Consider the following 23,290-nt stretch of genomic DNA (forward strand, 5'->3'; position numbering starts at 1 on the left):
CCCGCCACACGGGGGAAGCCCATGGCCGTCGTCGACGGCCTCGTCAGGGACGAGGGAGTTCAGCCGACCGCGCGGTGCGTGACGGCGCCGCGCCATACGACCACCGACCGACGCCCGCCGGGAGCTTCCCACTCGACCACGACGACGCGGTCGTTCCACCCGGCGGCGACGGCCGGGATCTTCGATGCCGGCGCGTTGCGCCACGACACCCACGCCCACACGGGCGGCTGTGCGTCACGGGCCGCCCACGCGATCGGATTCGGGCCGTAGGCCTGCAGCGGAAGCGTCGTCGGCGTGAGGTCGGCCGCGGCCTGCACGATCTTGCGATCGTTGAGGTCGTCGTAGTGCGCCTCGTAGCGACGGTTCTTCGTCAAGTCGGCCCGGGAACCTTCCTCCGGCCGTCGAGGCAATCCTACGATTTCACCGCCGACACGAACGCTCCCCTGCGCGGCATCCGGAATCGTAGGCTGACCTCATGGCGAAGGATGCCGCGGACCCGCGCGTCTGCCCGACGTGCGGCGATCCGCTCACGTTCGAGATCCTCGACGACGAGAGGTTCCTTGTCGCGTGGTCGTGCCTCAACTGCGGGCTCGTGCGCGCGACCGAGCCGACCTGAGGGGCGGCGGCCCCAAGCTCGGGATGGCGCCCTAGATTGATCCTGTGAACCCTGAAGTATCGATGTTCTTCGTCGGCCTGGTCATCGGGCTGATGTGGGGCGCGATCTTCATGATCGTGCTGCGCTGGGCGAGCGGTCGGCTGGCGCAATCCCGAGCGAAGCGGCACGCGCGGCGCGCGGCGCTACACGACAAGCGCGAGCCGCTCCCCCAGCTGTGGGCGACAGGCGCCGGCTACCCCGACGCGGGGGCCTCCGGGACGGCCCGCCGGGCTCCGGGCGGCATCGATGACTTCCGAGACGGCGAGCGTCGGCGCCCCGACTTCAACCCCGGGCCGGGGCCGCGGGACTGGTAGCCGTGCCGGGCTAGGCCCCGACGGGCGCGAACCCGGCGCCCCAGCGCAGCATCCAGCATTCCGGGTCGTCGAGTCGCTGGAACCCGAACTTCTCGTACAGGGTGTGTGCGTCTTCGGTGAAGAGCGCCGTGCGCTTGAGGCCGAGGGGCTCGAGGTCGTCGAGGATGCCCCGCATGATACGGATGCCGACCCCGCGCCCGCGCGCCGCGGGATCGACGAACACGTCGGCGATCCACGCGAAGGTCGCGCTGTCCGTGATCGCCCGCGCGTACGCGAGCTGCCGCCCGGTGCGCGCGTCGAAGACGCCGTAGTTGCGGGAGCCCGCCATCGCACGCTCATGGTTCTCGCGCGTCCGGCCACGGGCCCAGTAGGACTCCTCGGACAGCCAGCGGTGGACGAGATCCACGTCGATCATCGCCGCGTCGGAGGAGAAGACGAGTTCGTCAGGCACACTTCATCTCACCAGCAGCGGCCGCCGGGGCGACCGGGCCTATCGGATGCGAGTGGACTGGACCGCGCGCGACCGTGTCAGTCGCGCAGCGGCGACCCGACGACATCGAACTGGAAGCCGCCGAACTCCCCCGACAGCATCGGCCGCGCGGCGGCGATGGATGCTTGGACCTCAGGAAGCTGAAGCGACGCCCGATGCGCCTCGGCGCTCTCCCACAGCTCGACGACGAAGACGGTGTCGGGCTCGGAATCGTTGACGCCGACCTCGTAGGCGAGGCATCCGATCTCGGCCAGAGCGCTGCTGCGCCGGGTCAGGTGAGCGACGAGCGCGTCGCGTCGTCCGGGGAGAGTACCGAGCGTGCCGGCATTCGCGAAGACCATGGCCCCACGCTAACGACGAGCACCGACACGACTCAGCGCACGCTCCACAGCGCCCAGACGACGAGGACCGGCTGCAGCAACAGGCGCACGAACCGGGCCCGATCCGTGCGGAGCATCGGAGCCGACCGGCCGGTGCGCCACTGGTGGACGTTCCCGGGGAAGACGGCGACGAAGAAGCCCGCGACGAGCCAGCCGACGCTCCGCTCGCGCGGCATGGTGGCGACGGCACCGGCGAGCAGCAACTCGGCGACCCCCGAGCCCACCACGACAGCGTCCTTGCTGAGACCCGTGTAGCGAGTCGACCAGTCCGGCACCACGATGCGGTACCCGCGCCTGCCCCACGTGAGGTGGGATGCCCCGGCGAGCGCGAGCAGCCCGATCAGCAGCCATCGCGCGATGGTCCGCACGACGCGGAGTGGTTTCGGGGTCGAGGTCATCGCTCGACGCTACCCCAGCCCGGCACACCCGCCGTCGCGATCACTCGCAGGCGAGGCCGTCGCCGTCACCGTCACCGTTGTTGCCGGTCCGGTTCGCGAACCAGTCGTACTGCTCGGCTTCCGCCGGGTCGTCGCGGTCGAACGGGCCGACCGGCAGCCCGAGATCGTTCTTCCGCAGCTTCCCGCACGACGAGTACTCCTCCCACCACCGCTCGTCCATCGACGGCAGGTCGGCCGCTGCGCACCCCACAGCGATCACCGCGGCATCCGCGCCGAATGTGGCGACCTGGGCCGAGTGATAGTCCGCTTCGCGAGGGTGCGCGGGATAGCCGTCCAGCGAGTCGTAACGAGCGACCGCGCTGCCGGCTTCGAGCTGCAGCATCCCGAGGTCCACCCCGGCGTCCGTCGTCGCATAGCGGAGCAAACGGCCGTGCCGGTCTTCGTCGTTCTGACCCTCAGGCAGCTCGAGCACCAGACCGTCGCCGGGAGCGACGACCGCGAGAAGGGAGTTGGATGCCTCGGCATGCCCGCACTCGCCACGCTCAGGCGTGTCGATACCGATCAGCCTGACGGTGCCAAGAGAGGTCTCGATCGTGTCGCCGTCGACGACAGCCACGAAGGTCGCGCGCTCCTCGCCCGCGCCGGTCGGCGGCGCGGGGTTCGGCGCTTCGGGGTTGACGAGGGAGCCCAGGCCGAGGCATCCGGTGAGCGTCAGCACGCCCACGAGGATCGCCACGACGCCCAGGAGGAGCGAGGTCGTTCTCTTCGTGCGCACCGCTCCCCGATCTGCTGCCGTGTGTGCGCGACCACGCCCGCGCCGAAGCGACGGTATCAGGGGGCTCGGACTCAGCCGGCGGCGCGGGGGGCGATCAACCTCAGGAACGGATCAGCATTCCCCAAGATCAGTACTCCGTCGGCTGATTCGACCTCGGTCGCTCTGACAGGGTCGAACCCGTTGGCACGAGGGGAACAAGAGAATGACGGCATCTGAGCCTGGCTGGTATCCCGATCCCGTCGACCCCCTCCTCGGCAGGTGGTGGGACGGGCAGGAGCAGTGACCGACACCTCGATGCGGCTCCGGTACGCCGGCACCTGCCGCGTCTGCGGAGCAGCGATCCCCGCCCGGACGTCCGCCGTCTACGAACGGTCGCGCCGCACGGTGCGCTGTCTCGGATGCCCCGGCACAGCCATCGCCCCGGAGTCTGAAGCGACCTCCTCCGCGGGGCACGACCCTGACGCGCACGCACCGGCGCCACCGGTCACCGACATCGACACCGACGTCGAGCCCGACGCGGACGTGCTGCGCCTCCGCGCCCCCGGCAGCGCGGTCATCGCTGAGACATTGCGAGCGCGGGCCTCCGGTCCACCCCGGTCCCGGGCCGCGCGGTTCTTCGGAGCCAGCCCGCTCAGCGCCGAAGCGCTGCCCTGGTACCAGGGTGCGCTGGGCGAACTCGAGATCGCGCGGACACTGACGCGCCTCGGACCGGGATGGACGACGATCCATGCGATCCCCGTCGGAACCCGAGGAAGCGACATCGACCACCTCCTGGTCGGGCCCGGTGGTGTCTTCACCATCAACACCAAGAACCATGAGGGAAAACGGATCTGGGTGGGATCCCGCCGGCTCCTCGTCAGTGGTCAACCGACCGAACACCTGCGAAACGCCTCCTTCGAGGCCAAGCGCGCAGCGCAGATCCTGTCCCGCTCGGCTCGCGAGCCCATCGCGGTCACTCCCATCGTCGCGATCGTCGGGGCGCGGGCCATCGCGTTCAAGGAGAGACCAGCCGACGTCGTGGTCCTATCTTCGACGTCCCTGGTGAGATGGCTGACACGGCGGCCAGCAACCCTGACGGACGCCAACGTCGCAAGGGTCTCGCGCCTCGCCGTCGACCCCAAGACCTGGGGCGATCCGATCCTCGCCGAGGCCGACCTAGACGGATTCGCCGCCCTCCGTCAGGAGGTCGTCAGCGCCCGTCGGCGTCGACTCGTTTGGGCGTCGGTCGGGGCACTGAGCATGCTGGCCGTGACCCTGACGCTGGCGTTCGCCCTGGCGAACGGCTTACTCCAGGCGACCCTCGCAGCCCTCCTCCCCTGACGCACGGCGCGGATGACCGCGCCCCGGCCTATCCCCCGACGCCCGTGCCTATGAACGGGATCGGCGCGCCGAACGCACCCGCCGCGAGCACGATGAACCCGGCACCGACGACGAGCTTCGAGTGGGTCTTCGCCATCTCCTGCAGCGCCATGTCGAACGCCTTGACCAGGGAATCCTTCGCGCTCGTCACCTCAGCCTTCGCGTCCTCTGTCGCAGCGGCGACCTGCTGGATCACTCCCGACTGCGAGGCATCGAAGAGACCGATCTGCGAGGTGACCGACGCGTTCGCGGCATCCAGCTTCAGCACGGCGACATCCAGCTTCGCCTTCGCCTCCTCGACCTTCTTCGCGCTCTTGTTGGCGGCGATCGAGCTGATCACGTCCCACAGGATCAGCGCCACCGCGGCTGCCAGAAAGACCACACCCCAAATCGGCCCCGGATTCATGCCCCACCCCCATCACGATGGATCCGTCCCCAGCGGCCGGTCCTTCGCACGCATGATCCTCGCGCGGACGGTCGCACGTCAAGGGTCGCGAGGTCCCCGCGCCGCGGTGGACGCGTTCTCGATCGAGCGAGGATGCGCACGCACGGTGAGCCGCCGTCCGGGGTGTGCAGAGTGTGCGGAGATGTGCAGAATCGCGGATGCGGCGGGGCCGGGGCATCCGCAATCGTGCACATCCCCGCAATCCTGCGCACCCCGCCGGGCGAGAGACGACGAAGGGGCCGACCCGGAGGGGCCGGCCCCTTCGCTCGAGAACCTCTACTCCGACTCGCTCCCGGTGCGGGCGGCGGGGGCCGCGGCATCCGTCTTGGCGTCCGCGTCGCCGGCCGCCGAACGCGCACCGACCTTCGCGGGCGCACCCTCGGCCACGCCCTCGCCGATCGACCGGCCCACCGTGCGGCCCTGGATGATCGCGGCCAGGTCGAGCCCGGTCGCCGCCTCAACGCTGTCGAACACCGACCGCATCGCCTTCGCACTGTCTGACCCGACCACGCCGCTCGCGCCGTCGTCGGAGCCACCCACGATCGAGACGCTGCCGATCGCGGCGTAGCCCTTCGCGAACTCCGCCATGATCGACGGCAGCACGTCGAGCACACGCTGCGACAGGAACGCCTCCTGGTTCGACGCGATCGCCTCGGCCTCGGCCTCGAGCGCACGCGCGCGCGCCTCACCCTCGGCGCGGATCGCGTCGGCCTCGGCCTGGGCGCGCAGACGGCGAGCGGATGCCTCGGCATCCGCCAGCGCCCGCAGCGCACTGGCCTCACCCATCGCCTGCGCCTCGGCCGCAGCGGCCTCACCGGCGGCGCGAGCCTTGTCGGCCTCGGCCTGCTGCTCGGCGATGCGGGTGCGGGCCTCGGCCTGCTTCACCTGTTCGATCGCCGCGGCCTCGGCGGAACGCTCACGCGTGTACAGGTCGGCCTGCGCGCGGGTCTCGGCCTCGTAGCGCTGTGCGTCGGCGACGCGCTTGACGTCGGCATCCAGCTGCGCCTGCTTGTTCTCGGCCTGCTGCTGGAGCACCGCCTGCTCGGCCTTCGCCCGCGCGAGCTCCTCGGCCTTCTCGGCCTCGGCACGCGCGCGACCGACCCCGGCGTCGGCGTTGGCGGTGTTCGTGTCGAGCGCGGTCTGCTCGACGAGGTTCGCCTCCTGGTTGGCGATCATCTTCTGGTTGATCGCGCGGTCGGCGTTCGTCTGCGCGATCTCCGCCGCCTGTCGCTTCGCCTGGATCTCGGGGGCACCGAGCGACCGGATGTAGCCCACGGCATCCGTGATGCCCTTGATCTGGAACGAGTCGAGGATGAGCCCCTGCTCAGCGAGCTCGTGCGAGACATCCACCGCGATCTGATCCGAGAACTTCTTGCGCTCCCGCATGAGCTCGACCACGGAGAGGGTCGCGACGATGCCTCGCAGCGCACCCTCGAGCTGCTCGGTGGTGAACTGCTCGATCGCCTTATCCTGCGAGGCGAAGCGCTCGGCCGCGCGACGGACGAACAGCGGGTCCGAGCCGATCTTCACGATCGCCACACCATCGACGTTGAGGGTGACGTTGTCGAGCGACTGGGCCTCGGCGTTCAGCGACACCTGGCGCGAGCGCAGCGAGATGATCTCGTGCCGCTGCGTGATGGGGTTCACCACCGCCTTGCCGTTGACGATCACCGTGACGGGCGACTCCGACATCTCGGACCGGCTCGAGCCGTCGGCAGCGAGCACGGTGCTCTGCACCTTCTGCTTGCGCCCCGAGATCACCAGCGCCTCGTCGGCGCGTGCGACCTTGATCCAGCTCCGGGCGAACAGCAGCACGATCAGTCCGACGATGATCAGGGCGACGACGGCGATGCCGACGATGGTCAGGATGCCGATGACTCCGGCGACCTCCATGGGGACTCCTTCTTCACGAGTGCGGGCAACCGTGTTCCGGCACCCTCCCCCACCCTGCCAGATGAGAGGCGACCCACCCGAGCGGATTCCGCCGCTGTGCACAGCCCGCGTCGGGGCTCGGCTGCGTAGCCGGTGCGCGTAACTCCTGCACTTTCGGCCACCGGTGCGCCGCAGTTGCGGAGTTCGCGCGGAGGCGGCGCGCGACGCGAGCAGGTATGCAGGAGTTATGCGCACTGCCGAAACCCGGCACGGCCGAGCCTCCGCGGCGGTGCGCGCCGCGGGCCGGTGACGGATGCCGCGGCATCCACCGCTCCCACCGCGGCGGGATGACCGGACCGGTTCCCGGCCCGGGGCGACCGCGCCAGTTTCCTCCACCCGCTGCAGAAAGATGTGCAGCGCGTGCAGGAAACTGCAGCGCGAACCGTCTGCCGCGCCCGCAGCGGATGGTGCAGGCCCGACGCGCGGCGGTCCGACGCGCGGTCTCGCGCGCAATACGCCGTCTTGCCGACCGTCCGCGCTGCGGCAAGACTGGGCACGACGAGAGGACCCCATGCATCAGCGACACCCCGAACCGTCGATCGTGCGGAACAACGCGGAGGCGCGGGCATCCCTCCCGTTCCATGACGAAGACGACTTCGCCGCCGCCGATCGCGGCTTCATCGCCACGCTCGACGACCCGAAGATCCGCAACGCCGACGGCGAGGTGGTGTGGGATGCCTCGGCCTACGACTTCGTCGACGGCGAAGCCCCCGATTCGGTCCATCCCAGCCTGTGGCGGCAGTCCCGGCTCGCCGCCAAGCACGGCCTCTACGAGGTCGTGCCCGGCCTCTACCAGGTGCGTGGCCTCGACCTGTCGGTGATGTCGGTCATCGAGGGCGAATCGGGGGTGATCGTCGTCGACCCGCTCATCTCGACGGAGACCGCGGCGGCGGCGATGGACCTGTATCGCGCGCACCGCGGCGATCGGCCGATCCGTGCCGTCATCTACACGCACAGTCACATCGACCACTTCGGCGGCGTGATCGGGATCGTCAGCGCCGACCAGGTCGACGACGGCAGCGTGCAGATCATCGCCCCCGAGGGCTTCCTCGAGCACGCGGTGGCCGAGAACGTCTACGCGGGCACCGCGATGGCGCGCCGCGCCGGCTACATGTACGGCGCCGCGCTGGAGAAGGGTCCCCGTGGGCAGGTGGGCGCCGGACTCGGGCAGACGACCTCGAAGGGCACCGCGACGGTCCTGCCGCCGACGCTCGAAGTGACTGCGACCGGCGAGAAGCACACGATCGACGGGGTCGAGCTCGAGTTCCAGATGGCGCCCGGCACCGAGGCGCCGTCCGAGATGCACTTCCACCTCCCGCGCTTCCGCGCCCTCTGCATGGCCGAGAACGCGACGCACACCCTCCACAACCTCCTGACTCTGCGCGGCGCGCTCGTGCGCGATCCGCACGTGTGGGCGCACTACCTGACCGAGGCGATCGAGCGCTTCGGCGACGAGGTCGACGTCGTGTTCGCGTCGCACCACTGGCCGACCTGGGGCAACGCCGCCGTGCGGGAGTTCCTCGGCATCCAGCGCGACCTCTACGCCTACCTCCACGATCAGACGCTGCGCATGCTCAATCAGGGATACAACGGCGCCGAGATCGCCGAGCTGATCCAGCTGCCTCCGGCGATCGAGGCAGCCTGGAGCACCCACGGGTACTACGGCTCGGTCAGCCACAACGTCAAGGCCGTCTACCAGCGATACATGGGATGGTTCGACGGCAACCCCGCACGGCTGTGGCCGCACCCGCCGCAAGCGCAGGCCGAGCGCTACGTCGCGGCGATCGGGGGGATCGACCGCGTCGTCGAGCTCGCCCAGGAGGCCTTCGACGCCGGCGACTTCCGGTGGGCGGCGACGCTGCTCGATCATGCGGTGTTCACGGATGCCGCGCACACCCCCGCTCGCACGCTCTACGCCGACACACTCGAGCAGCTCGCCTACGGCTCGGAGAACGGGACCTGGCGCAGCTTCTTCCTGTCCGGCGCGACGGAACTGCGGGAGGGCTCGTTCGGAACACCCACGACGACCGCGGCGCCGCTCATCATCGCCCAGCTCACGCCGGAGCAGTTGCTCGACGCCGTCGCCATCCGCGTGAACGGACCGAGGGCCTGGGACCTCGACCTGGCCCTCGACCTCGTGCTCACCGACCTCGACCGCAGCTTCCACGTCACACTGCGCAACGGTGTGCTGGTCTACGTCGAGCGGCCTGCCGACGACGCGACCCCGCTGCGACTCACCCTCACCAAGCCGCGGCTCATCCGCCTCGCCGGGGGCGACACCTCAGGCGACGGGATGGAGGTGCGCGGCGACCTCGGCGTGCTCACGCAGATCCTCGAAGTACTCGATCAGGGGGATCCCGACTTCGAGATCGTGCTCCCCTAACGGAGGCGGCGCGGATCGCGGTGCCCTGTCGAGCGTCCGAGGGTGCGTGCAGACTGTCCCCACCGACGCGAGGAGCCGCGATGTCCGACACTGCGCACGTGATCAAGCCGCTGACGCCCGAGACGTTCCCCGCCTGGCTGGCGCTCGCCGAGAAGCACAACGGCGTGTGGGGCGGATGCTTCTGCTCGTACTTCCACGGAGACACGGCCGGCACCGTCAAAGACGAGTACGACCGTGCGACGTTCAAGAGGCGGCTCGTCGACGAGGGCGTCGCGCACGCCGCTCTCGTGTTCGACGGCGATGATGCGATCGCGTGGTGCCAGTTCGGCTCTCCCGCCGAGCTGCCGAACATCTACCACCGCAAGCAGTACGACGCCGGCGAGTCGAGCCCCGTGCCGTGGCGCATCACGTGCTTCTTCGTCGACCGCGACCACCGCCGATCGGGCGTCGCGCGCGAGGCCCTCGACGGCGCACTCGGCCTGATCGCCCAGGCGGGCGGCGGCGAGGTCGTGTCGTTCCCGAACGAGCTCGAACCCGGAAAGCGGACGTCGTCCTCGTTCCTCCACAACGGCACGCGTGCGATGTTCGAGAAGGCGGGCTTCACCTTCGAGCGCCACATCGGCAAGAGCAAGACCGTCATGCGGATCACCGTTCCCGCGGCGTGACCGAGCGACAACCGGTTTCTCGGAATACCCTATGGGGGTATCCTGTTGCTGGATCCGAGGGATGCCTTTCCGAGTCGGCACCCGCGAAGGAGGCCAGTGATGCGCGAAGACAACCGTCCGCACGCCACCCCGGCCGCACACGACGATGCGGTTCACGACGCCGTCCACGATCGCTCCCGATCCGACCACTCGGCTCACGAGAATCACCTGCCCGCTCACGCTGACCACGCTGACCACGCCGGGAACCACGCCGGCCACGGCGCGGGGCACGCCGGTCACGGCGCTGACCACGTCATCCGATTCCGGCGCCTCTTCTGGTGGAACCTGCTTCTGGCGATCCCGGTCGTGGCGTTCTCGTCGATGTTCGCCATGCTCCTCGGCTACCCGCTCCCCGACGCGTCATGGGTCGTCTGGATCTCCCCCGCCCTCGGCACCGTGATGTACGTGTGGGGCGGCGCACCGTTCCTCACCGGCGCCGTGGAGGAACTCCGTGCCCGCACGCCCGGCATGATGCTCCTGATCGGACTCGCGATCACCGTCGCGTTCGTCGCCTCGTGGGGCGCGACCCTCGGGATGCTGCACCACCAGCTCGACTTCTGGTGGGAGCTCGCCCTGCTCATCGTGATCATGCTGCTCGGCCACTGGATCGAGATGCGCTCGCTCGCCCAGACGACGAACGCGCTCGACTCGCTCGCGGCGCTGCTGCCGGACGAGGCCGAGCGGGTCGAGGGGGACGACACGGTCACCGTCCCGCCGTCGGCACTGCGCGTCGGAGACGTCGTCGTGGTGCGCCCGGGCGGCCGCGTGCCCGCCGACGGCACCGTCGTCCAGGGGGCCGCGAGCGTGGACGAGTCCATGATCACCGGAGAGTCCCGCCCGGTGCGCCGCAGCGACGGCGACCCCGTGGTCGCCGGCACCGTGGCCACCGATTCCGGGCTCCGGGTGCGGATCACGGCGGTCGGAGACGACACCGCGCTCGCCGGCATCCAGCGACTTGTCACCGAAGCACAGAACTCGTCCTCGCGCGCGCAGCGGCTCGCCGACCGCGCCGCGGGCTGGCTCTTCTGGTTCGCGCTCGGCGCCGCCGCGATCACCGCGATCGCGTGGTCGGTTCTCGGTTATCCGGACGAGGCCGTCGTGCGCACCATCACCGTGCTCGTCATCGCCTGCCCTCACGCCCTCGGCCTCGCGATCCCCCTCGTCGTCTCGATCGCGACCGAGCGCGCTGCCCGCAGCGGCGTGCTCGTCAAGGACCGGCTCGCGCTCGAGAGCATGCGCACCGTCGACACCGTCCTGTTCGACAAGACGGGCACCCTCACGCGCGGGGTTCCCGCCGTCACGGCCGTCGAATCGGCGCCCGGACACGACGCCGACCGCGTGCTCGCCCTGGCCGCCGCGGCGGAGGCTGATTCGGAGCATCCACTCGCCCGCGCCATCGTCGCCGCCGCCCGCGATCGCGGAAATGCGCTCGCGGCCGCCACCGACTTCACCTCGGCACCCGCTGTCGGAGTGAGCGCCCGCGTCGACGGGCGCCGCGTGCAGGTGGGCGGTCCGCACCTGCTGACCCAGGAGGGCGCGCGAGAGCTCCCCATCGCCGACATCTGGCGCGGGGAGGGCGCGATCATCCTTCACGTCCTCGTCGACGGCGAGGTCGCGGGCGCGCTGCGTCTGGCCGACGACGTGCGGCCGGAGTCCCGTGACGCCGTCCGCGCGCTGCAGGATCGCGGCATCCAGGTCGTCATGATCACCGGTGACGCCGAAGCCGTGGCCCTTTCGGTCGCCGGCGAGCTCGGCATCGACCGCGTCTTCGCCGGGGTACGCCCCGAGGACAAGTCGTCGAAGGTCGCCGAGCTGCAGGCCGAGGGCCGCAGGGTCGCGATGGTGGGCGACGGTGTCAACGACGCCCCCGCCCTCGCGCAGGCCGACGTCGGCATCGCCATCGGCGCGGGGACGGATGTCGCGATCGCCTCGGCGGGCGTCATCCTGGCCGGCGACGACCCGCGCGCCGTGCTGTCGGTGATCGAGCTGTCCCACGCGAGCTACCGCAAGATGGCGCAGAACCTGTGGTGGGCCGCCGGCTACAACCTCATCTCGGTGCCGCTCGCCGCAGGGATCCTCGCGCCGATCGGGTTCGTCCTGCCGATGTCGGTGGGAGCGATCCTCATGTCGGTGTCGACGGTCGTCGTCGCGCTCAACGCCCAACTGCTCCGGCGCCTCGACCTCGACCCCGCCGCGCTGACCCAGCGCTGAACGCAGCCGCGCAACCGCTGCAGTTTCCTGCACGCGCTGCGTCGCGAACCGCCGCCTCCGCAGGAAACTGCAGCGCGACCCGACGCAACGCAGAGCAACGCGACGCCCGCCGCGCAACCCGACGCCCGCCGCGCCGCGCAACCCGACGCCCGTCGCGCTCACCCGACGCTGACGGCGCACCCGCGCAACCGCGCAACCGCGCAACCGCTGCAGTTTCCGACACACGCTGCGTCGGAAAGCACAGCGTGTGTCGGAAACTGCAGCGCGACCCGGCGGACCCCCCGAATCGAACCGCCCACAGGCACCGAACGGCGCTCGCCCCCCACTCGCACCACCAACCCGCACCTCCTCACCGGCTTGCAGAACTTCGCGGCGTCGTCAAGGGTCCTCCCCGAGGGCGACTTCGGAGTCATCCTTGGTGGTGAATCGACAGCGTGTTCCGGATCGAGGAGGCTCCCACATGCTCGCGTCCAGCCCTATCGCCCGTCGTGACCGGCAGCCCGACCTGCAATGGGTGGGCGACGGCGCCTGGGTCGCCAACGACCCGGACGCCGATGTGAACGACCCGCGCCGGGTGATCGCCTACCTCGAGTGCAAGGACTCCCGCGTCTACGTGCTGTGGGTGAACGGCGCGACCGGCGTGTGCGAGTTCGAGTCCCTGCGAGAGGCGCTCGCGGCGATCGCCGAGCGGCTCGTTCCGCAGAACGCCTGACCCCGCATCCAGACCCCGGCGATCCACCACGACACCCCAGCCCCACCAGCTCCCCCCGGGAGCCCCACCCCCCAGAAACGAAGATCCCCCCGGCGCAGAGCGCGGGGGGATCTTCGTATGCGGCCGGCCGGAGGGCCGCTCGGCATCAGCGCATGCGGCGCCGGTAGATCGCGACGGCGAAGCCGTACGCCACGATCAGGATCGCCACGAGCCACGCGAGCGCGACCCAGATGTCGGCGCCGACCGGCTCCCCCGCGAACAGCGCGCGCAGGGTGTCGACGATCGACGTGACCGGCTGGTTCTCGGCGAACCACGCCACCGGTGCGGGCATCGACTCCGTCGGCACGAAGGCCGAACTGATGAACGGCAGGAAGATCAGCGGGTAGCTGAAGGCGCTCGCCCCGTCGACCGTCTTCGCGGACAGGCCCGCGATCACCGCGATCCAGGTGAGCGCGAGGGTGAACAGCACGAGGATGCCGATGGCCGCGAGCCACACCCACACCGAGGCGCCGGTGCGGAACCCCATGATGAGGCCCACCCCGATCACCACCCCGATCGAGATGAGGTTCGCGACGAGCGACGTGAGCACGTGCGCCCACAGCACGCTCGACCGGGCGATCGGCATCGACTGGAACCGCTCGAAGATGCCGCCCTGCATGTCGAGGAACAGCCGGTAGGCGGTGTAGGCCACCCCCGACGCGATCGTGATGAGCAGGATGCCGGGAAGCATGTAGTCGATGTACGACTCCTGCGACCCCAGGTTGATGGCGCCGCCGAACACGTACGTGAACAGCAGCATCAGCGCGATGGGCGTGACCGCGGTGGTGATGATCGTGTCGGGGCTGCGCAGGATGTGCCGCAGCGACCGGCTCGTCAGAACGGCGGTGTCGCCGACGACGTGTGCGGACATCAGGCCGCCTCCTTCTTCTCATCGCCGACGAGCGCGAGGAAGACCTCTTCGAGCGTCGGCTGCTTCTCGACGTACTCGACCTGAGCGGGCGGAAGAAGCTCCTTCAGCTCGTCGAGCGTGCCGTTCTGGATGATGGTCCCCCGGTGGAGGATCGCGATGCGGTCCGCGAGCTGTTCGGCCTCGTCGAGGTACTGCGTCGTCAGCAGCACCGTGGTGCCGCCCGCGGCGAGCTGCCGGACGGTCTGCCACACCTCGATTCGCGCCTGCGGGTCGAGGCCGGTGGTCGGCTCGTCGAGGAACACGATCGGCGGGTCGCCGATGAGGCTCATCGCGATGTCGAGACGTCGGCGCATGCCACCCGAGTAGGTGGATGCCTTGCGTGCCGCGGCATCCGACAGCGCGAAGCGCGCCAGAAGCTCGTCGGCCACCTCGCCCGGATTCTTGAGGTGTCGCAGCTGGGCGACGAGCACGAGGTTCTCGCGCCCCGACAGCACCTCGTCGACCGCGGCGAACTGGCCGGTCAGGCTGATGGACTGACGCACGTCGCCCGGCTGGATTGCGACGTCGTAGCCGTTCACCGTCGCGGTGCCCGCGTCGGCCTTGAGCAGTGTCGCCAGGATGCGCACGAGCGTCGTCTTGCCGGCACCGTTCGAGCCGAGCAAGGCGAAGATGCTCCCCCGCTCGACCTCGAAGTCGACGCCGCGCAGCACGTGCAGGTCCTTGAAGGACTTCTCGATCCCGGCGACGGAGATGGCGGCGGTCATTTCCTTTCCTTCCCGTCGAGACCCTTGATGGTGTCGGTGAGGCGGTTGCGCTCCTTGTCGATCCAGCGCTTGCCGGAGTACGAGGCGGCGAACGTCTCGGCGAACTCGACCGGGTCGTCGCCGGTGATCTCGTGCACCGGCGTCTCGTCGGCTGCGGCGCGCTCCCACAGATCGGCGAAGTCGTTCAGCATCGTCAGCATCACGGCGGGGTCTCCATCGGTGATGCCGCCGTTGTACATGAAGTACCGCTCGAACGCGTTCGCGGCGGTCTTGTACGGTTCGGGCAGGGCGGCGATCCGCGCCTTGTACTGGCGGTATGCCTTCTTGTCGGCGAGCGATCCGGTGACCAGCTCGTACCACTTCGCAGCCATCTCAGCTGCCTCCTTCGGTGTCGTGTGTGCGGAGCTGATCGATCCGCTCTGCGAGGAAGCTCCACGTCCTCCAGAACTCTTCGAGCTGTTCGCGGCCTTGCGCGTTCAGCGTGTAGACCTTGCGGGGCGGCCCCTTCTCGGACGGGACCTTCGCCACGTCGACGAGGCCCTTCTGCTCGACTCGCACGAGCAGCGCGTACACGGTGCCCTCGACGAGGTCCGAGAACCCCTGGTCGCGCAGCTGCGCGGTGATCTCGTACCCGTACGCGGGCCGCGCTGCGAGCACGGCCAGGACGATGCCCTCGAGGGTGCCCTTGAGCATCTCGGTCATCTGACTGCCCATCGGCTCCTCCTCTACTCTGTGTTGCTGACTACCACTAGACGGTAACACTGAGTACCGGTACTTGGCAACACCGAGTACCGGAATTCTTCCGAGAGGGATGCCGCGGCCTCCGCCGCTGTCAACCCGGGGCGCTCAGAGCCCGGCGCTCGGTACGGTCGGTCGCAGGCGCCATCGCGGCGCGGGCTTGCCGCGGCATCCACCTCGGCGCGGCCGCACGGAGAGGACGACCCAGTGAGCGACTACACGAACGACTCGACGACCGACGCCATGACGGACGAGGAGAAGCGCCGCGATCAGCTTCTGGCTGCGCCGAACGCCACGGAGGACGACGCCGCGCCGCGCATCGAGGTGACCGACCGCGGCGAGGGGATCACGCGCATCGACATCCGCGACGACGCGCCCGTTCGCCCCGGCAACCCGGAAGAAGACCCGGGAACCGCCGACGACGGCGCGTGATCAGCGCGCGCCGGCCAGCGTGGTCAGCGCGTCGCCCGTGAGGCGCTGGGTCGTCCACTCCGCCATCGGCACGGCGCCGACCGAGCGGTAGAACGCGATCGCGGGGGCGTTCCAGTCGAGCACCGTCCACTCCAGCCGCGAGTAGCCGCGCTCCACACAGACCCGGGCGAGCGACGCCAGCAGCGCCTTGCCATAACCGTGGCCTCGCTGATCGTCCTGGACGAAGAGGTCCTCGAGCCAGATGCCGTGCCGGCCCGTCCAGGTCGAGTAGGTGAGGAACCACATCGCCATGCCGACGATGCGACCCTCGCGCTCGACGACGTGCGTGAACACCTTCGGGTCGGCGCCGAACAGGTTCTCGGTCAGTGCCTCCGCGGTGTTCGCCACGGCGTCCGGCTCGCGCTCGTACTCCGCGAGCCCTCGGATGCACGCGAGGATGCCGGCCTCGTCGCCGGGTCGGGCTTCGCGCAGCATCGCGCCGCCGAGGAGGGTCGTGGGTTCCATGCGCCGAGCGTACGCGGCGGCATCCGTCCCCCGGCATGCGGACACGGCATCCGGACACGGCATCCGGACACGACGAAGATCGCCCCGGAGCCGAAGCCCCGGGGCGATCATCAGCGATGTGCGGTCTCTGTTTCTGGTTCCCTTTCGGGTTCCTTCGTCTCTGTTTTCTCTTCGCAGAACTGAATCTACTCAGCCCGCGCGCGTCGTCAAGAGTTCATCGCGAAGTCATTTCTACGTCAGGTTGAAGGTGAATTTTCCGCGGCGCGGACTCACTCGTGGCCGACCAGTTTCAGCCCGACGACGCACCCGACGAGGCCGAGGATGAGCAGCATCTTCACGATCGAGAACGACTCGTCGCCGGTGATCATGGCGTACGCCACGGTGAGAGACGCGCCGATGCCGACCCACACCGCGTAGGCGGTGCCGGTCGAGATCTCGCGCATCGCGAGGGCCAGACCGCCCATGCTCAGCAGCAGGGTGACACCGAAGACGATGGTCGGCCAGAGCTTCGTGAAGCCCTCGGACTTGCCCAGCGCGGTGGCCCAGACGGCCTCGAGGACGCCCGAGAGGATGAGGATGACCCACGACATGACTGTGCTCCTGGCCAGTCTTGTCGCTCACCGGGTACTGATCCGTCGTCCGGGGATCCGGTCGGGATCCGCACACCAGGCTACCGCGGCATCCTGGTCACCCCCTGAGCAGGGGACGGCTATGCGGAGGGTCGCGGGGCGGAAAAGTCGCCGGGACCTCGCGTGCACAGCTGCGGACATGTGCACGATTTCGGATGCCTCGGGCTCGCAGCATCCGAAATCCTGCACATCCCCGTCATCGCGCCCGGCCGCGCATAACTCCTGCGGTTCTCCGAGCGCGCGAGCCACCGCGCCCGGAATAACGCGCCCGTACGCGGTCGATCCGCCCGAAGTGCAGGAGTTATGCGCGGCTGAGCCACCAGCGCCCAGGCAGCGAGCCCGGCCAGGGCCGGTCAGACGAGGAAGAAGCCGTCGAGGATGCCGGGGTTGTGGGCGTGCACGAGCACGAGGAACACGACCGCGTCGAAGAGAAGGTGCACTGTCACGACGTAGGCGAGGGAGCGGGTGCGCATGAAGATCCAGCCCATGAGCAGCGCGAACGGGATCGTCAGGAGCGGCCCCCACGCCTGGTACCCGAGCTCCCACAGGAACGACACGAACACCACGGCCTGCAGCACGTTGGCCTGCCAGAACGGGAAGTGCCGCCGGAGCAGGGCGAAGCACGTGCAGATGAAGAACAGCTCGTCCCAGATGCCGACCGCACCCACCCCGACGAACAGCCGTGCGATGAGGTCGGGGGTGTCGACCACGGGCCAGTTCAGGTACACGCCCGACGTGATGAAGTAGAACGGCAGGATCAGCCACCCGAGCACCAGCACAGCGGCGAGCCACGACCACTGGAAGGCGTTCCAGCGCCCGCCGCCGCGCCACGGGAATCGGATCGCCCAGTCGCGGTACACCCACCGCGAGATCACGTACGGCACCGCCACCGCCGCGCCGAGCACCACCCCGAACCGCACGATCGACAGGTCGTCGAGCTCGGCCTTGAGCGGGATCGAGCTCACGATCAGCAGGCCCACGGCGATGAGCGACAGATCGCGCACGATCGAGGGGGGACGGATGCCGCGCCCCTCGGCGCGATCCTCGTCGCCGTTCGCGCGGACCGGGGCGGCGGCATCCGCACCCCGTCGCTCGAGGACCACGGCGATCAGGAGCCCGGCGGCCAGCAGCATCCACCCGACCCACGGCACCCGCAGCACGAAGAAGGCCGGCGCGGCGAGGCACACCAGGAGCGCCGGCACCAGGCGCCACGACCACGCGGGAAGCGTCGCGACGGGGGCGGCGGCGGGATGGGCGGGCATGGGGCTCCGGTTCAGGTCTCGAGGGGGTGGGCGATCTCGTCGTGCGCCATGTGTGCCACGACGTAGGCGACGGCGGCCAGGATGAGCGGGATGACGCCGGCGGCGATGAAGATCGTCTCGATCGGCACGACCTCGGCGAGCGGCCCGGCGAGCGCCATCGACAGCGGCATGAGGGCAAGGGACACGAAGAAGTCCAGGCTCGAGACGCGGCCGAGCATGTGCCGGGGGACGCGCCGCTGGAGCAGCGTGCCCCAGATCACGTTGCCATAGCTGAAGCCGAAGCCGACGAGGAACAGGCACAGCGCCATCACCCAGTACTGATAGGTGATGCCGACGATCGCGAAGGGCAGCGTGCTGAGTCCCCACACCGTCATCATGACGGTCAGGTAGCGGCGCGGCAGCCGCATCGACGAGACCACGACAGATCCGGCGACACCGCCGAGTCCGTAGATCGCGAGGAGGAAGCCGAACAAGCGGGGATCCTCCCCGATGCGGTCGCGCGTGAGGAACGGGAGCAGCACTTCCTCGGGCCCGAGGAACACGAGCACCCACCCGCTCGCGAACAGCAGCGACCACAGCAGCCACGGCGTGCGCACGGTGAAACCGACCGCTTCTCGAAGGTCGTGCAGCACGCCGCGCACGCCCTCCGGCACATCACGCGCCTCCCCCTCCGGCGCCGCGGGCTCGGGCCGGACGAACAGCAGCAGCACGAGGGCGACCGCGTGGGCGGCCACGATCCCCCAGGCCGCGTGCGCGGGGGCCAGCACGGCGGCGACGAGCACCCCCGCGGCGGCGGGACCGGCCGCCTGCTGCAGCGCGGGACGGATCGCCCCTTCGAGGCCGTTCGCGGCGAGCAGCTGCGTCGGCGGGAGGATGCGCGGGAGGATCGCGCTGTACGCCGGGAAGAAGAAGCCCGCGCCCGCACCCAGAGCGAACGCGACCACCGTCAGATGCGGGATCGTGACGACGCCGAACACACCGGCGACCGCGACGGACCCGATGGCGAGGAGGTCCACGAGCGCGACGAGGCGCAGCAGGATCCGCCGCTGCACGCGGTCGGCCGCGATGCCGCCCGGGATCGCGCATCCCAGCAGTCCGACGGCGTTGGCCGCGGCGACGAGGGAGAGCTGCACGGGCCCGCCGCCGGCGTCGATGACGCTGTAGACCATGACGACCGCCCACATGCCCGCGCCGAAGATCGAGAGGACGACCGCGCCGAACAGCATCCGGAAGTCCCGATGCGCCAGCGGCCGCACGAAGCGCCACGGGTCGCGGTGAGCGGGCGGGGTCTCGACCGCGGAAAGCTCGCCGGCCGGCTCCGACGGCGGTGCCGGCGTCGGTCCGGAGAGCGGCGGATGCTCGCCCGTCATGACCGCGGTCGCCGGCGGTAGGAGATGTCGCGGATGTCGCGCCCCACACGCGCGCCCTTGCGCTCGAAGGCGGTCAGCACGCGCCCGTCGAAGCGCGGCGCCCACTCCCCCTCGAAGGTCGCCTCGAAGTCCGTGGCCACGCCCATGACCTCGCGCATCTGCCGCGCGTAGTCCTCCCAGTCGGTGGCCAGGCGCAGCATCCCGTCGTCTTTCAGAGCCCGTGCCGCGAGCGCCGCGAACGACGCGGTCACGAGCCGCCGCTTGGTGTGCTTCTTCTTGTGCCACGGGTCGGGGAAGAAGACCCACAGCTCGTCGACGGATGCCTCGGGCAGCAGGTGCTCGAGCACCTCGGGCGCGTTCGCCTCGACGAGGCGCAGGTTCGTCGCACCGGCCTTGTCGGCGTCGAGCATGGTGCGGGCGAGCCCGGCACGGAACACCTCGATCGCGAGGAAGTCGGTGCCGGGAAGGGATGCCGCGGCGTGCACGATCGCGTGACCCTGACCCGAGCCGATCTCGACGACGAGCGGCGCCTCGCGCCCCCACACCTCGACCGGATCGATCGCCGATCCGGGACGGATGCTCGTCGCGGCCACATCGCGGGGCGACTCGATCAGGTACCGCGCGGACAGCTCGGACCACGCGCGCTCCTGGGCCTCCGACATCCGTCCGCTGCGCCGCACGAACGAGACCGGGCGGTCGCGGAACGTCGGCGCGGGGGCGGTGGGGTCGGACACCCCTCCAGGCTACCGAGCGCGACCGACAACCCACGCGCCGGCGAGCGGGGGCCGGAGTGCGCGCGCGGCGGCGCCGAGGCAATCAGGCCGTGACGAAGTCGATGAGCTCCTCGACGCGGCCGAGGAAGGCCGGCTCGAGGTCGCGGTAGCTCTTCACCGAACCGAGGATGCGCTGCCACGCCCGCGCGAGGTCGGCCTGGTCGCGCGCGGGCCACCCGAGGCCGCGGCACACGCCGACCTTGTATTCGATGCCGCGCGGCACGTCGGGCCAGCGCTCGATGCCGACGGCCCGGGGCGTGACGCACTGCCACACGTCGACCCACGGGTGCCCCACGATCCGCACGTGCGCGCCGTGGCGTCCGCGCGCGACGGCGTCGGCGATACGCGACTCCTTCGAACCGGGGACGAGGTGGTCGACCAGCACGCCGTAGCGACGGCCGGCCGACGGCGGCTCCTCGTCGAGCGCGGCATCCAGCAGGTCGATGCCCTGGAGGTACTCGACCACGACCCCTTCGGCGCGAAGGTCGTCGCCCCACACCTTCTCGACGAGCTCGGCGTCGTGGCGGCCCTCGACGAGGATGCGGCTCGCCCGGGCCACGCGCGCGCGGGCCTCGGGGGCGGCGAAGGATCCGGATGCCGTGCGCTGCGGACCCATCGTGGTGGGCGCGGCGGCGGGCGGGACCAGCACGACGTCCGCGCCGTCGACGAGGAAGCCCGCACCGAGCGGGAAGAGCCGGCGGCGGCCGTGGCGGTCCTCGAGCTCGACCATGCCCGACGACAGCCCCACCACCGCACCGCAGAATCCGTCGGCGGCGACCTCCACGACGAGGTCGCGGGATGCCTCGACCCGCACGAGCGGACGCTTCCCGTGCGTGCGCCACCCCGCGGCGAGCACGTCGGTGCCGTAGCGATCGTCCATGTGTCCTCCGGATCGCAGACGCTACCTCGCAGTTCGGGAAGACAGCGGGAGCGACCCGGCTTCTGGCCGAACCGCGCGCGCGGCCGTCGCGCTCTGGGCGAACTCCCTGCCTCCCGGGGGCCGCGGGCTACCGTCGTGTCGTCGCGCCTGAATAGACTCGCGGAAGGGGATATCCCGGACTTCCGGAGGGTGATCGATGCGACGGCGTTGGGGTGCGGCGTTGGCCTCTGCCGTGGCGATCGCCGTCATCGCGATCGGAGGCGCGGCGCACGCGACCGACCCCGTCGAGCTCAGCTCGGGCTACGTCTTCGACCAGGTCGGCGCCCTCACCGATGAGCAGGCCGGTGCCGCGCAGGTCGAGCTCTCCGAGCTCTACACCGACAGCGGCGCCGACCTCTACGTCGTGTTCGTGGACGAGTTCACCGACCCCGCCTCGAGCGAGGACTGGGCGAACACGGTCGCCGACATCAACGGCCTCGGTCCCAGTCAGTACCTGCTGGCCGTCGCGACCGACGCGCGCCAGTTCTACCTCTCGGCCGACTCCAGCGGTCCGCTCGACGAGGAGGAAGTCGCCGCCGTCGAGGCCGACATCCGTCCTTTCCTGAGCGACGAAGACTACGCGGGCGCCATCACGGCGGCCGCCGACAGCATGCGCGCAGCTCTCGGCGCGGGCGGCGACGACTCGGGCGGCGGGTGGTTCACCTGGATCCTCGTGATCGTCGTGATCGGCGTCGGGATCGTCCTGCTCGTGATGTTCCTCCGGCGCCGCAAGAAGGGCGGCGCCGGCGCGGGCGGCGCCAACGGCCCCGCCGTCGAGCAGATCCCTGTTGCCGAGCTCGAGCGGCAGGCGGCATCCGCGCTCGTCGAGACCGACGACGCGCTCAAGACCAGCGCCCAGGAGCTCGGCTTCGCCAAGGCGCAGTTCGGCGACGAGGCCACCGTCGAGTTCGAGCAGGCGCTCGCGCAGGCGAAGGCCAACCTCGACGAGGCCTTCACGCTCCAGCAGCAGCTGGATGACGCGACCCCCGACTCCGCGCAGGACACCCGCGCCTGGAACGAGCGGATCATCGCACTGTGCACGCAGGCGAACACGCTGCTCGACGAGAAGGCCGAGGCATTCGATGAGCTGCGCAAGCTCGAGCAGAACGCGCCCGAGGCGCTCGCGCGCGTGGAGGCCGAGAAGGCGAAGGCCGAGGCATCCCTCGACGGCGCGGCGGCTCGACTGCAGACGCTGCGATCGTCCTACGCGGCCGAGGCTCTGGCCACGGTCGCCGACAACCCCGAGCAGGCGCGACAGCGGCTCGCGTTCGCCGACGAGCAGCTCCGCGCCGCACACGACGACATCCGCGGCGGCCGCAGCGGCGAGGCCGCGGTCGGCATCCGCGCGGCCGAAGAAGCCGTCGGCCAGGCGGTCCTCCTCGAGGCCGCGGTCGGCAAGCTCGCCGACGACCTCGTGGCCGCCGAGCAGAGCGCGTCGGCGCTCATCGCCGAGCTCGAGCAGGACGTCGCCGTCGCGCGCGGTCTGCCCGACCCCGACGGGCGCATCGCCGGCGCGATCTCCGCGACCCTGCAGCAGATAGGCGCCGCGAAGGCGAACCTGTCGGGTCCGGGCAAGCGACCGCTCCTCACCCTCCAGAGCCTCGAGGCGGCGAACCAGCAGATCGACGCGCTCGTGCAGGGCGTGAGGGATGCCGAGGCCCGCGCGCAGCGCGCACGTCAGATGGTCGGCCAGCTGATCATGCAGGCCCAGGCGCAGGTCTCCACCGCCGAGGACTACATCACCGCGCGCCGCGGGGCCGTGGGCGCCGAAGCGCGGACGCGGCTCGCCGAGGCCGGAGCCTCCCTGGTGCGCGCGCAGCAGCTGCAGCAGGGCGATCCCGAGCAGGCGATGCAGCACGCGCAGCGCGCCGACCAGCTCGCGGGCCAGGCGATCCAGCTCGCCCAGAACGACGTCGGCGCCTTTTCGGGCGGCGGTCTCGGGGGCGGCATGCTCGGCGGCGCACCGCAGCAGGGCGGCAGCGGCAGCGGGATGCTCGGCGCCGTGCTCGGCGGCATCCTGATCAACTCCATGATGGGCGGCGGCGGCCGGTCCTCCGGCGGTCTCGGGGGCGGACTCGGCGGCCTCGGCGGTATGCTCGGCGGCTCCGGCGGAGGCGGCATCCGCCCCGGCAGCTTCGGCGGAGGCGGAACCCGCGCCCGCCGAGGAGGTGGCCGATTCTGACCGCGACGATTTCTCGAACCACCCGCAGTTCTGTCCGATAGGAAGGAAA

27 protein-coding genes and 1 riboswitch are annotated in these 23,290 nt (G+C 70.5%); of the genes, 10 read left to right on the top strand and 17 right to left on the bottom strand.

Annotated elements, in window-relative coordinates:
- Positions 1-59: 59 nt before the first annotated feature.
- Positions 60-374: a hypothetical protein gene (locus tag ACFQ0P_RS01010; RefSeq protein ID WP_204979880.1), complete on the bottom strand. Its 315-nt coding sequence runs from the start codon at positions 372-374 to the stop codon at positions 60-62.
- 101 nt (positions 375-475) lie between these two features.
- Here ACFQ0P_RS01010 and ACFQ0P_RS01015 point away from each other — a divergent pair, with 101 nt between their 5' ends.
- Positions 476-616 (top strand): hypothetical protein, encoded by a 141-nt coding sequence (locus tag ACFQ0P_RS01015; protein WP_204979881.1) that lies wholly within the window; start codon positions 476-478, stop codon positions 614-616.
- A 44-nt stretch (positions 617-660) separates the two neighbouring features.
- The gene (locus ACFQ0P_RS01020) at positions 661-969 is read left to right on the top strand and encodes a hypothetical protein (protein ID WP_204979882.1); all 309 of its coding nucleotides are present in this window, start codon (positions 661-663) and stop codon (positions 967-969) included.
- Between the two features lie 10 nt (positions 970-979).
- Here the strand turns inward: ACFQ0P_RS01020 and ACFQ0P_RS01025 are convergent, their stop codons facing one another.
- The 4 genes from ACFQ0P_RS01025 to ACFQ0P_RS01040 form a co-directional block, all read right to left on the bottom strand.
- Positions 980-1,420, bottom strand: a complete 441-nt coding sequence (locus ACFQ0P_RS01025; protein ID WP_378771059.1) for a GNAT family N-acetyltransferase — start codon at positions 1,418-1,420, stop codon at positions 980-982.
- Positions 1,421-1,497: 77 nt separating this feature from the next.
- A complete protein-coding gene (locus ACFQ0P_RS01030) occupies positions 1,498-1,800 on the bottom strand; it encodes a putative quinol monooxygenase (RefSeq protein ID WP_204979883.1) in 303 nt (100 codons plus the stop codon).
- 32 nt (positions 1,801-1,832) lie between these two features.
- The gene (locus ACFQ0P_RS01035) at positions 1,833-2,237 is read right to left on the bottom strand and encodes a DoxX family protein (RefSeq protein WP_204979884.1); all 405 of its coding nucleotides are present in this window, start codon (positions 2,235-2,237) and stop codon (positions 1,833-1,835) included.
- Positions 2,238-2,277: 40 nt separating this feature from the next.
- Positions 2,278-3,012, bottom strand: a complete 735-nt coding sequence (locus ACFQ0P_RS01040) for a thermonuclease family protein (RefSeq protein ID WP_204979885.1) — start codon at positions 3,010-3,012, stop codon at positions 2,278-2,280.
- Positions 3,013-3,214: 202 nt separating this feature from the next.
- Here ACFQ0P_RS01040 and ACFQ0P_RS01045 point away from each other — a divergent pair, with 202 nt between their 5' ends.
- Positions 3,215-3,295, top strand: a complete 81-nt coding sequence (locus ACFQ0P_RS01045) for a DUF2510 domain-containing protein (protein WP_204981479.1) — start codon at positions 3,215-3,217, stop codon at positions 3,293-3,295.
- The gene (locus tag ACFQ0P_RS01050; protein ID WP_204979886.1) at positions 3,292-4,332 is read left to right on the top strand and encodes a nuclease-related domain-containing protein; all 1,041 of its coding nucleotides are present in this window, start codon (positions 3,292-3,294) and stop codon (positions 4,330-4,332) included. Before ACFQ0P_RS01045 ends, ACFQ0P_RS01050 begins: the two co-directional genes overlap by 4 nt.
- 28 nt (positions 4,333-4,360) lie before the next feature.
- Here ACFQ0P_RS01050 and ACFQ0P_RS01055 read toward each other — a convergent pair whose 3' ends face one another.
- Together ACFQ0P_RS01055 and ACFQ0P_RS01060 are read right to left on the bottom strand one after the other, a co-directional pair.
- On the bottom strand, positions 4,361-4,753 hold the full coding sequence (locus tag ACFQ0P_RS01055; protein ID WP_204979887.1) for a hypothetical protein: 393 nt from the start codon (positions 4,751-4,753) through the stop codon (positions 4,361-4,363).
- A 339-nt stretch (positions 4,754-5,092) separates the two neighbouring features.
- Positions 5,093-6,709 (bottom strand): SPFH domain-containing protein, encoded by a 1,617-nt coding sequence (locus ACFQ0P_RS01060; RefSeq protein WP_204979888.1) that lies wholly within the window; start codon positions 6,707-6,709, stop codon positions 5,093-5,095.
- Positions 6,710-7,259: 550 nt separating this feature from the next.
- Here ACFQ0P_RS01060 and ACFQ0P_RS01065 point away from each other — a divergent pair.
- The 4 genes from ACFQ0P_RS01065 to ACFQ0P_RS01080 all read left to right on the top strand — a co-directional run bounded on the left by ACFQ0P_RS01065 (position 7,260) and on the right by ACFQ0P_RS01080 (position 12,758).
- Positions 7,260-9,131, top strand: coding sequence for an alkyl/aryl-sulfatase (locus ACFQ0P_RS01065; protein ID WP_204979889.1), 1,872 nt, complete (start codon positions 7,260-7,262; stop codon positions 9,129-9,131).
- Between the two features lie 80 nt (positions 9,132-9,211).
- Complete coding sequence (locus tag ACFQ0P_RS01070) at positions 9,212-9,796, top strand: GNAT family N-acetyltransferase (protein ID WP_204979890.1); 585 nt, start codon at positions 9,212-9,214, stop codon at positions 9,794-9,796.
- A gap of 99 nt (positions 9,797-9,895) precedes the next feature.
- The gene (locus ACFQ0P_RS01075; RefSeq protein WP_204979891.1) at positions 9,896-12,046 is read left to right on the top strand and encodes a heavy metal translocating P-type ATPase; all 2,151 of its coding nucleotides are present in this window, start codon (positions 9,896-9,898) and stop codon (positions 12,044-12,046) included.
- 460 nt (positions 12,047-12,506) lie between these two features.
- The gene (locus ACFQ0P_RS01080) at positions 12,507-12,758 is read left to right on the top strand and encodes a hypothetical protein (protein ID WP_204979892.1); all 252 of its coding nucleotides are present in this window, start codon (positions 12,507-12,509) and stop codon (positions 12,756-12,758) included.
- A 145-nt stretch (positions 12,759-12,903) separates the two neighbouring features.
- Here ACFQ0P_RS01080 and ACFQ0P_RS01085 read toward each other — a convergent pair whose 3' ends face one another.
- Genes ACFQ0P_RS01085 through ACFQ0P_RS01100 form a run of 4 tightly spaced genes read right to left on the bottom strand, consistent with a single transcriptional unit; the run spans position 12,904 to position 15,146 of the window.
- A complete protein-coding gene (locus tag ACFQ0P_RS01085; RefSeq protein WP_204979893.1) occupies positions 12,904-13,668 on the bottom strand; it encodes an ABC transporter permease in 765 nt (254 codons plus the stop codon).
- Positions 13,668-14,432, bottom strand: coding sequence for an ABC transporter ATP-binding protein (locus tag ACFQ0P_RS01090; protein ID WP_204979894.1), 765 nt, complete (start codon positions 14,430-14,432; stop codon positions 13,668-13,670). Before ACFQ0P_RS01090 ends, ACFQ0P_RS01085 begins: the two co-directional genes overlap by 1 nt.
- On the bottom strand, positions 14,429-14,803 hold the full coding sequence (locus ACFQ0P_RS01095; RefSeq protein WP_204979895.1) for a DUF1048 domain-containing protein: 375 nt from the start codon (positions 14,801-14,803) through the stop codon (positions 14,429-14,431). Before ACFQ0P_RS01095 ends, ACFQ0P_RS01090 begins: the two co-directional genes overlap by 4 nt.
- 1 nt (position 14,804) lies before the next feature.
- Positions 14,805-15,146, bottom strand: a complete 342-nt coding sequence (locus tag ACFQ0P_RS01100) for a PadR family transcriptional regulator (RefSeq protein WP_204979896.1) — start codon at positions 15,144-15,146, stop codon at positions 14,805-14,807.
- Positions 15,147-15,377: 231 nt separating this feature from the next.
- Between ACFQ0P_RS01100 and ACFQ0P_RS01105 the strand changes: the two genes are divergently transcribed.
- Positions 15,378-15,602 carry a hypothetical protein gene (locus ACFQ0P_RS01105; RefSeq protein WP_378771067.1) on the top strand — a complete coding sequence of 75 codons (225 nt, stop codon included), beginning with the start codon at positions 15,378-15,380 and terminating at the stop codon, positions 15,600-15,602.
- On the opposite strand, the gene ACFQ0P_RS01110 is transcribed toward ACFQ0P_RS01105, so the two are convergent.
- The 6 genes from ACFQ0P_RS01110 to ACFQ0P_RS01135 all read right to left on the bottom strand — a co-directional run bounded on the left by ACFQ0P_RS01110 (position 15,603) and on the right by ACFQ0P_RS01135 (position 21,020).
- Positions 15,603-16,106, bottom strand: coding sequence for a GNAT family N-acetyltransferase (locus ACFQ0P_RS01110; protein ID WP_378771068.1), 504 nt, complete (start codon positions 16,104-16,106; stop codon positions 15,603-15,605). It lies immediately after the preceding gene.
- Between the two features lie 269 nt (positions 16,107-16,375).
- Positions 16,376-16,696, bottom strand: coding sequence for a DMT family transporter (locus ACFQ0P_RS01115; protein WP_204979897.1), 321 nt, complete (start codon positions 16,694-16,696; stop codon positions 16,376-16,378).
- A gap of 9 nt (positions 16,697-16,705) precedes the next feature.
- Positions 16,706-16,770, bottom strand: a riboswitch (guanidine-III (ykkC-III) riboswitch).
- Between the two features lie 318 nt (positions 16,771-17,088).
- Entirely contained in the window at positions 17,089-17,997 is a 909-nt protein-coding gene (locus ACFQ0P_RS01120) for a CPBP family intramembrane glutamic endopeptidase (protein ID WP_204979898.1), read from the bottom strand.
- An 11-nt stretch (positions 17,998-18,008) separates the two neighbouring features.
- Entirely contained in the window at positions 18,009-19,367 is a 1,359-nt protein-coding gene (locus ACFQ0P_RS01125) for an MFS transporter (RefSeq protein WP_204979899.1), read from the bottom strand.
- Positions 19,364-20,101, bottom strand: coding sequence for a tRNA (guanosine(46)-N7)-methyltransferase TrmB (trmB, locus tag ACFQ0P_RS01130; RefSeq protein ID WP_204979900.1), 738 nt, complete (start codon positions 20,099-20,101; stop codon positions 19,364-19,366). Before trmB ends, ACFQ0P_RS01125 begins: the two co-directional genes overlap by 4 nt.
- Before the next feature lie 82 nt (positions 20,102-20,183).
- Positions 20,184-21,020 carry a DUF3097 family protein gene (locus tag ACFQ0P_RS01135; protein ID WP_204979901.1) on the bottom strand — a complete coding sequence of 279 codons (837 nt, stop codon included), beginning with the start codon at positions 21,018-21,020 and terminating at the stop codon, positions 20,184-20,186.
- A gap of 196 nt (positions 21,021-21,216) precedes the next feature.
- On the opposite strand from ACFQ0P_RS01135, the gene ACFQ0P_RS01140 reads away from it, so the two are divergent.
- Positions 21,217-23,241, top strand: coding sequence for a TPM domain-containing protein (locus tag ACFQ0P_RS01140; protein ID WP_204979902.1), 2,025 nt, complete (start codon positions 21,217-21,219; stop codon positions 23,239-23,241).
- The last annotated feature ends 49 nt before the right edge of the window (positions 23,242-23,290 follow it).

The organism is Microbacterium insulae (assembly GCF_042677065.1).
Lineage (GTDB): Bacteria > Actinomycetota > Actinomycetes > Actinomycetales > Microbacteriaceae > Microbacterium > Microbacterium insulae.

Excerpts from the sequence above, each read along its gene's own strand:
- ACFQ0P_RS01015 (WP_204979881.1), top strand. The coding sequence starts at position 476 with ATGGCGAAGGATGCCGCGGACCCGCGCGTCTGCCCGACGTGCGGCGAT.
- ACFQ0P_RS01030 (WP_204979883.1), bottom strand. The coding sequence starts at position 1,800 with ATGGTCTTCGCGAATGCCGGCACGCTCGGTACTCTCCCCGGACGACGC.
- ACFQ0P_RS01035 (WP_204979884.1), bottom strand. The coding sequence starts at position 2,237 with ATGACCTCGACCCCGAAACCACTCCGCGTCGTGCGGACCATCGCGCGA.
- ACFQ0P_RS01045 (WP_204981479.1), top strand. The coding sequence starts at position 3,215 with ATGACGGCATCTGAGCCTGGCTGGTATCCCGATCCCGTCGACCCCCTC.
- ACFQ0P_RS01060 (WP_204979888.1), bottom strand. The coding sequence starts at position 6,709 with ATGGAGGTCGCCGGAGTCATCGGCATCCTGACCATCGTCGGCATCGCC.
- ACFQ0P_RS01065 (WP_204979889.1), top strand. The coding sequence starts at position 7,260 with ATGCATCAGCGACACCCCGAACCGTCGATCGTGCGGAACAACGCGGAG.
- ACFQ0P_RS01070 (WP_204979890.1), top strand. The coding sequence starts at position 9,212 with ATGTCCGACACTGCGCACGTGATCAAGCCGCTGACGCCCGAGACGTTC.
- ACFQ0P_RS01075 (WP_204979891.1), top strand. The coding sequence starts at position 9,896 with ATGCGCGAAGACAACCGTCCGCACGCCACCCCGGCCGCACACGACGAT.
- ACFQ0P_RS01080 (WP_204979892.1), top strand. The coding sequence starts at position 12,507 with ATGCTCGCGTCCAGCCCTATCGCCCGTCGTGACCGGCAGCCCGACCTG.
- ACFQ0P_RS01085 (WP_204979893.1), bottom strand. The coding sequence starts at position 13,668 with ATGTCCGCACACGTCGTCGGCGACACCGCCGTTCTGACGAGCCGGTCG.
- ACFQ0P_RS01090 (WP_204979894.1), bottom strand. The coding sequence starts at position 14,432 with ATGACCGCCGCCATCTCCGTCGCCGGGATCGAGAAGTCCTTCAAGGAC.
- ACFQ0P_RS01095 (WP_204979895.1), bottom strand. The coding sequence starts at position 14,803 with ATGGCTGCGAAGTGGTACGAGCTGGTCACCGGATCGCTCGCCGACAAG.
- ACFQ0P_RS01100 (WP_204979896.1), bottom strand. The coding sequence starts at position 15,146 with ATGGGCAGTCAGATGACCGAGATGCTCAAGGGCACCCTCGAGGGCATC.
- ACFQ0P_RS01110 (WP_378771068.1), bottom strand. The coding sequence starts at position 16,106 with ATGGAACCCACGACCCTCCTCGGCGGCGCGATGCTGCGCGAAGCCCGA.
- ACFQ0P_RS01115 (WP_204979897.1), bottom strand. The coding sequence starts at position 16,696 with ATGTCGTGGGTCATCCTCATCCTCTCGGGCGTCCTCGAGGCCGTCTGG.
- ACFQ0P_RS01120 (WP_204979898.1), bottom strand. The coding sequence starts at position 17,997 with ATGCCCGCCCATCCCGCCGCCGCCCCCGTCGCGACGCTTCCCGCGTGG.
- ACFQ0P_RS01125 (WP_204979899.1), bottom strand. The coding sequence starts at position 19,367 with ATGACGGGCGAGCATCCGCCGCTCTCCGGACCGACGCCGGCACCGCCG.
- ACFQ0P_RS01135 (WP_204979901.1), bottom strand. The coding sequence starts at position 21,020 with ATGGACGATCGCTACGGCACCGACGTGCTCGCCGCGGGGTGGCGCACG.
- ACFQ0P_RS01140 (WP_204979902.1), top strand. The coding sequence starts at position 21,217 with ATGCGACGGCGTTGGGGTGCGGCGTTGGCCTCTGCCGTGGCGATCGCC.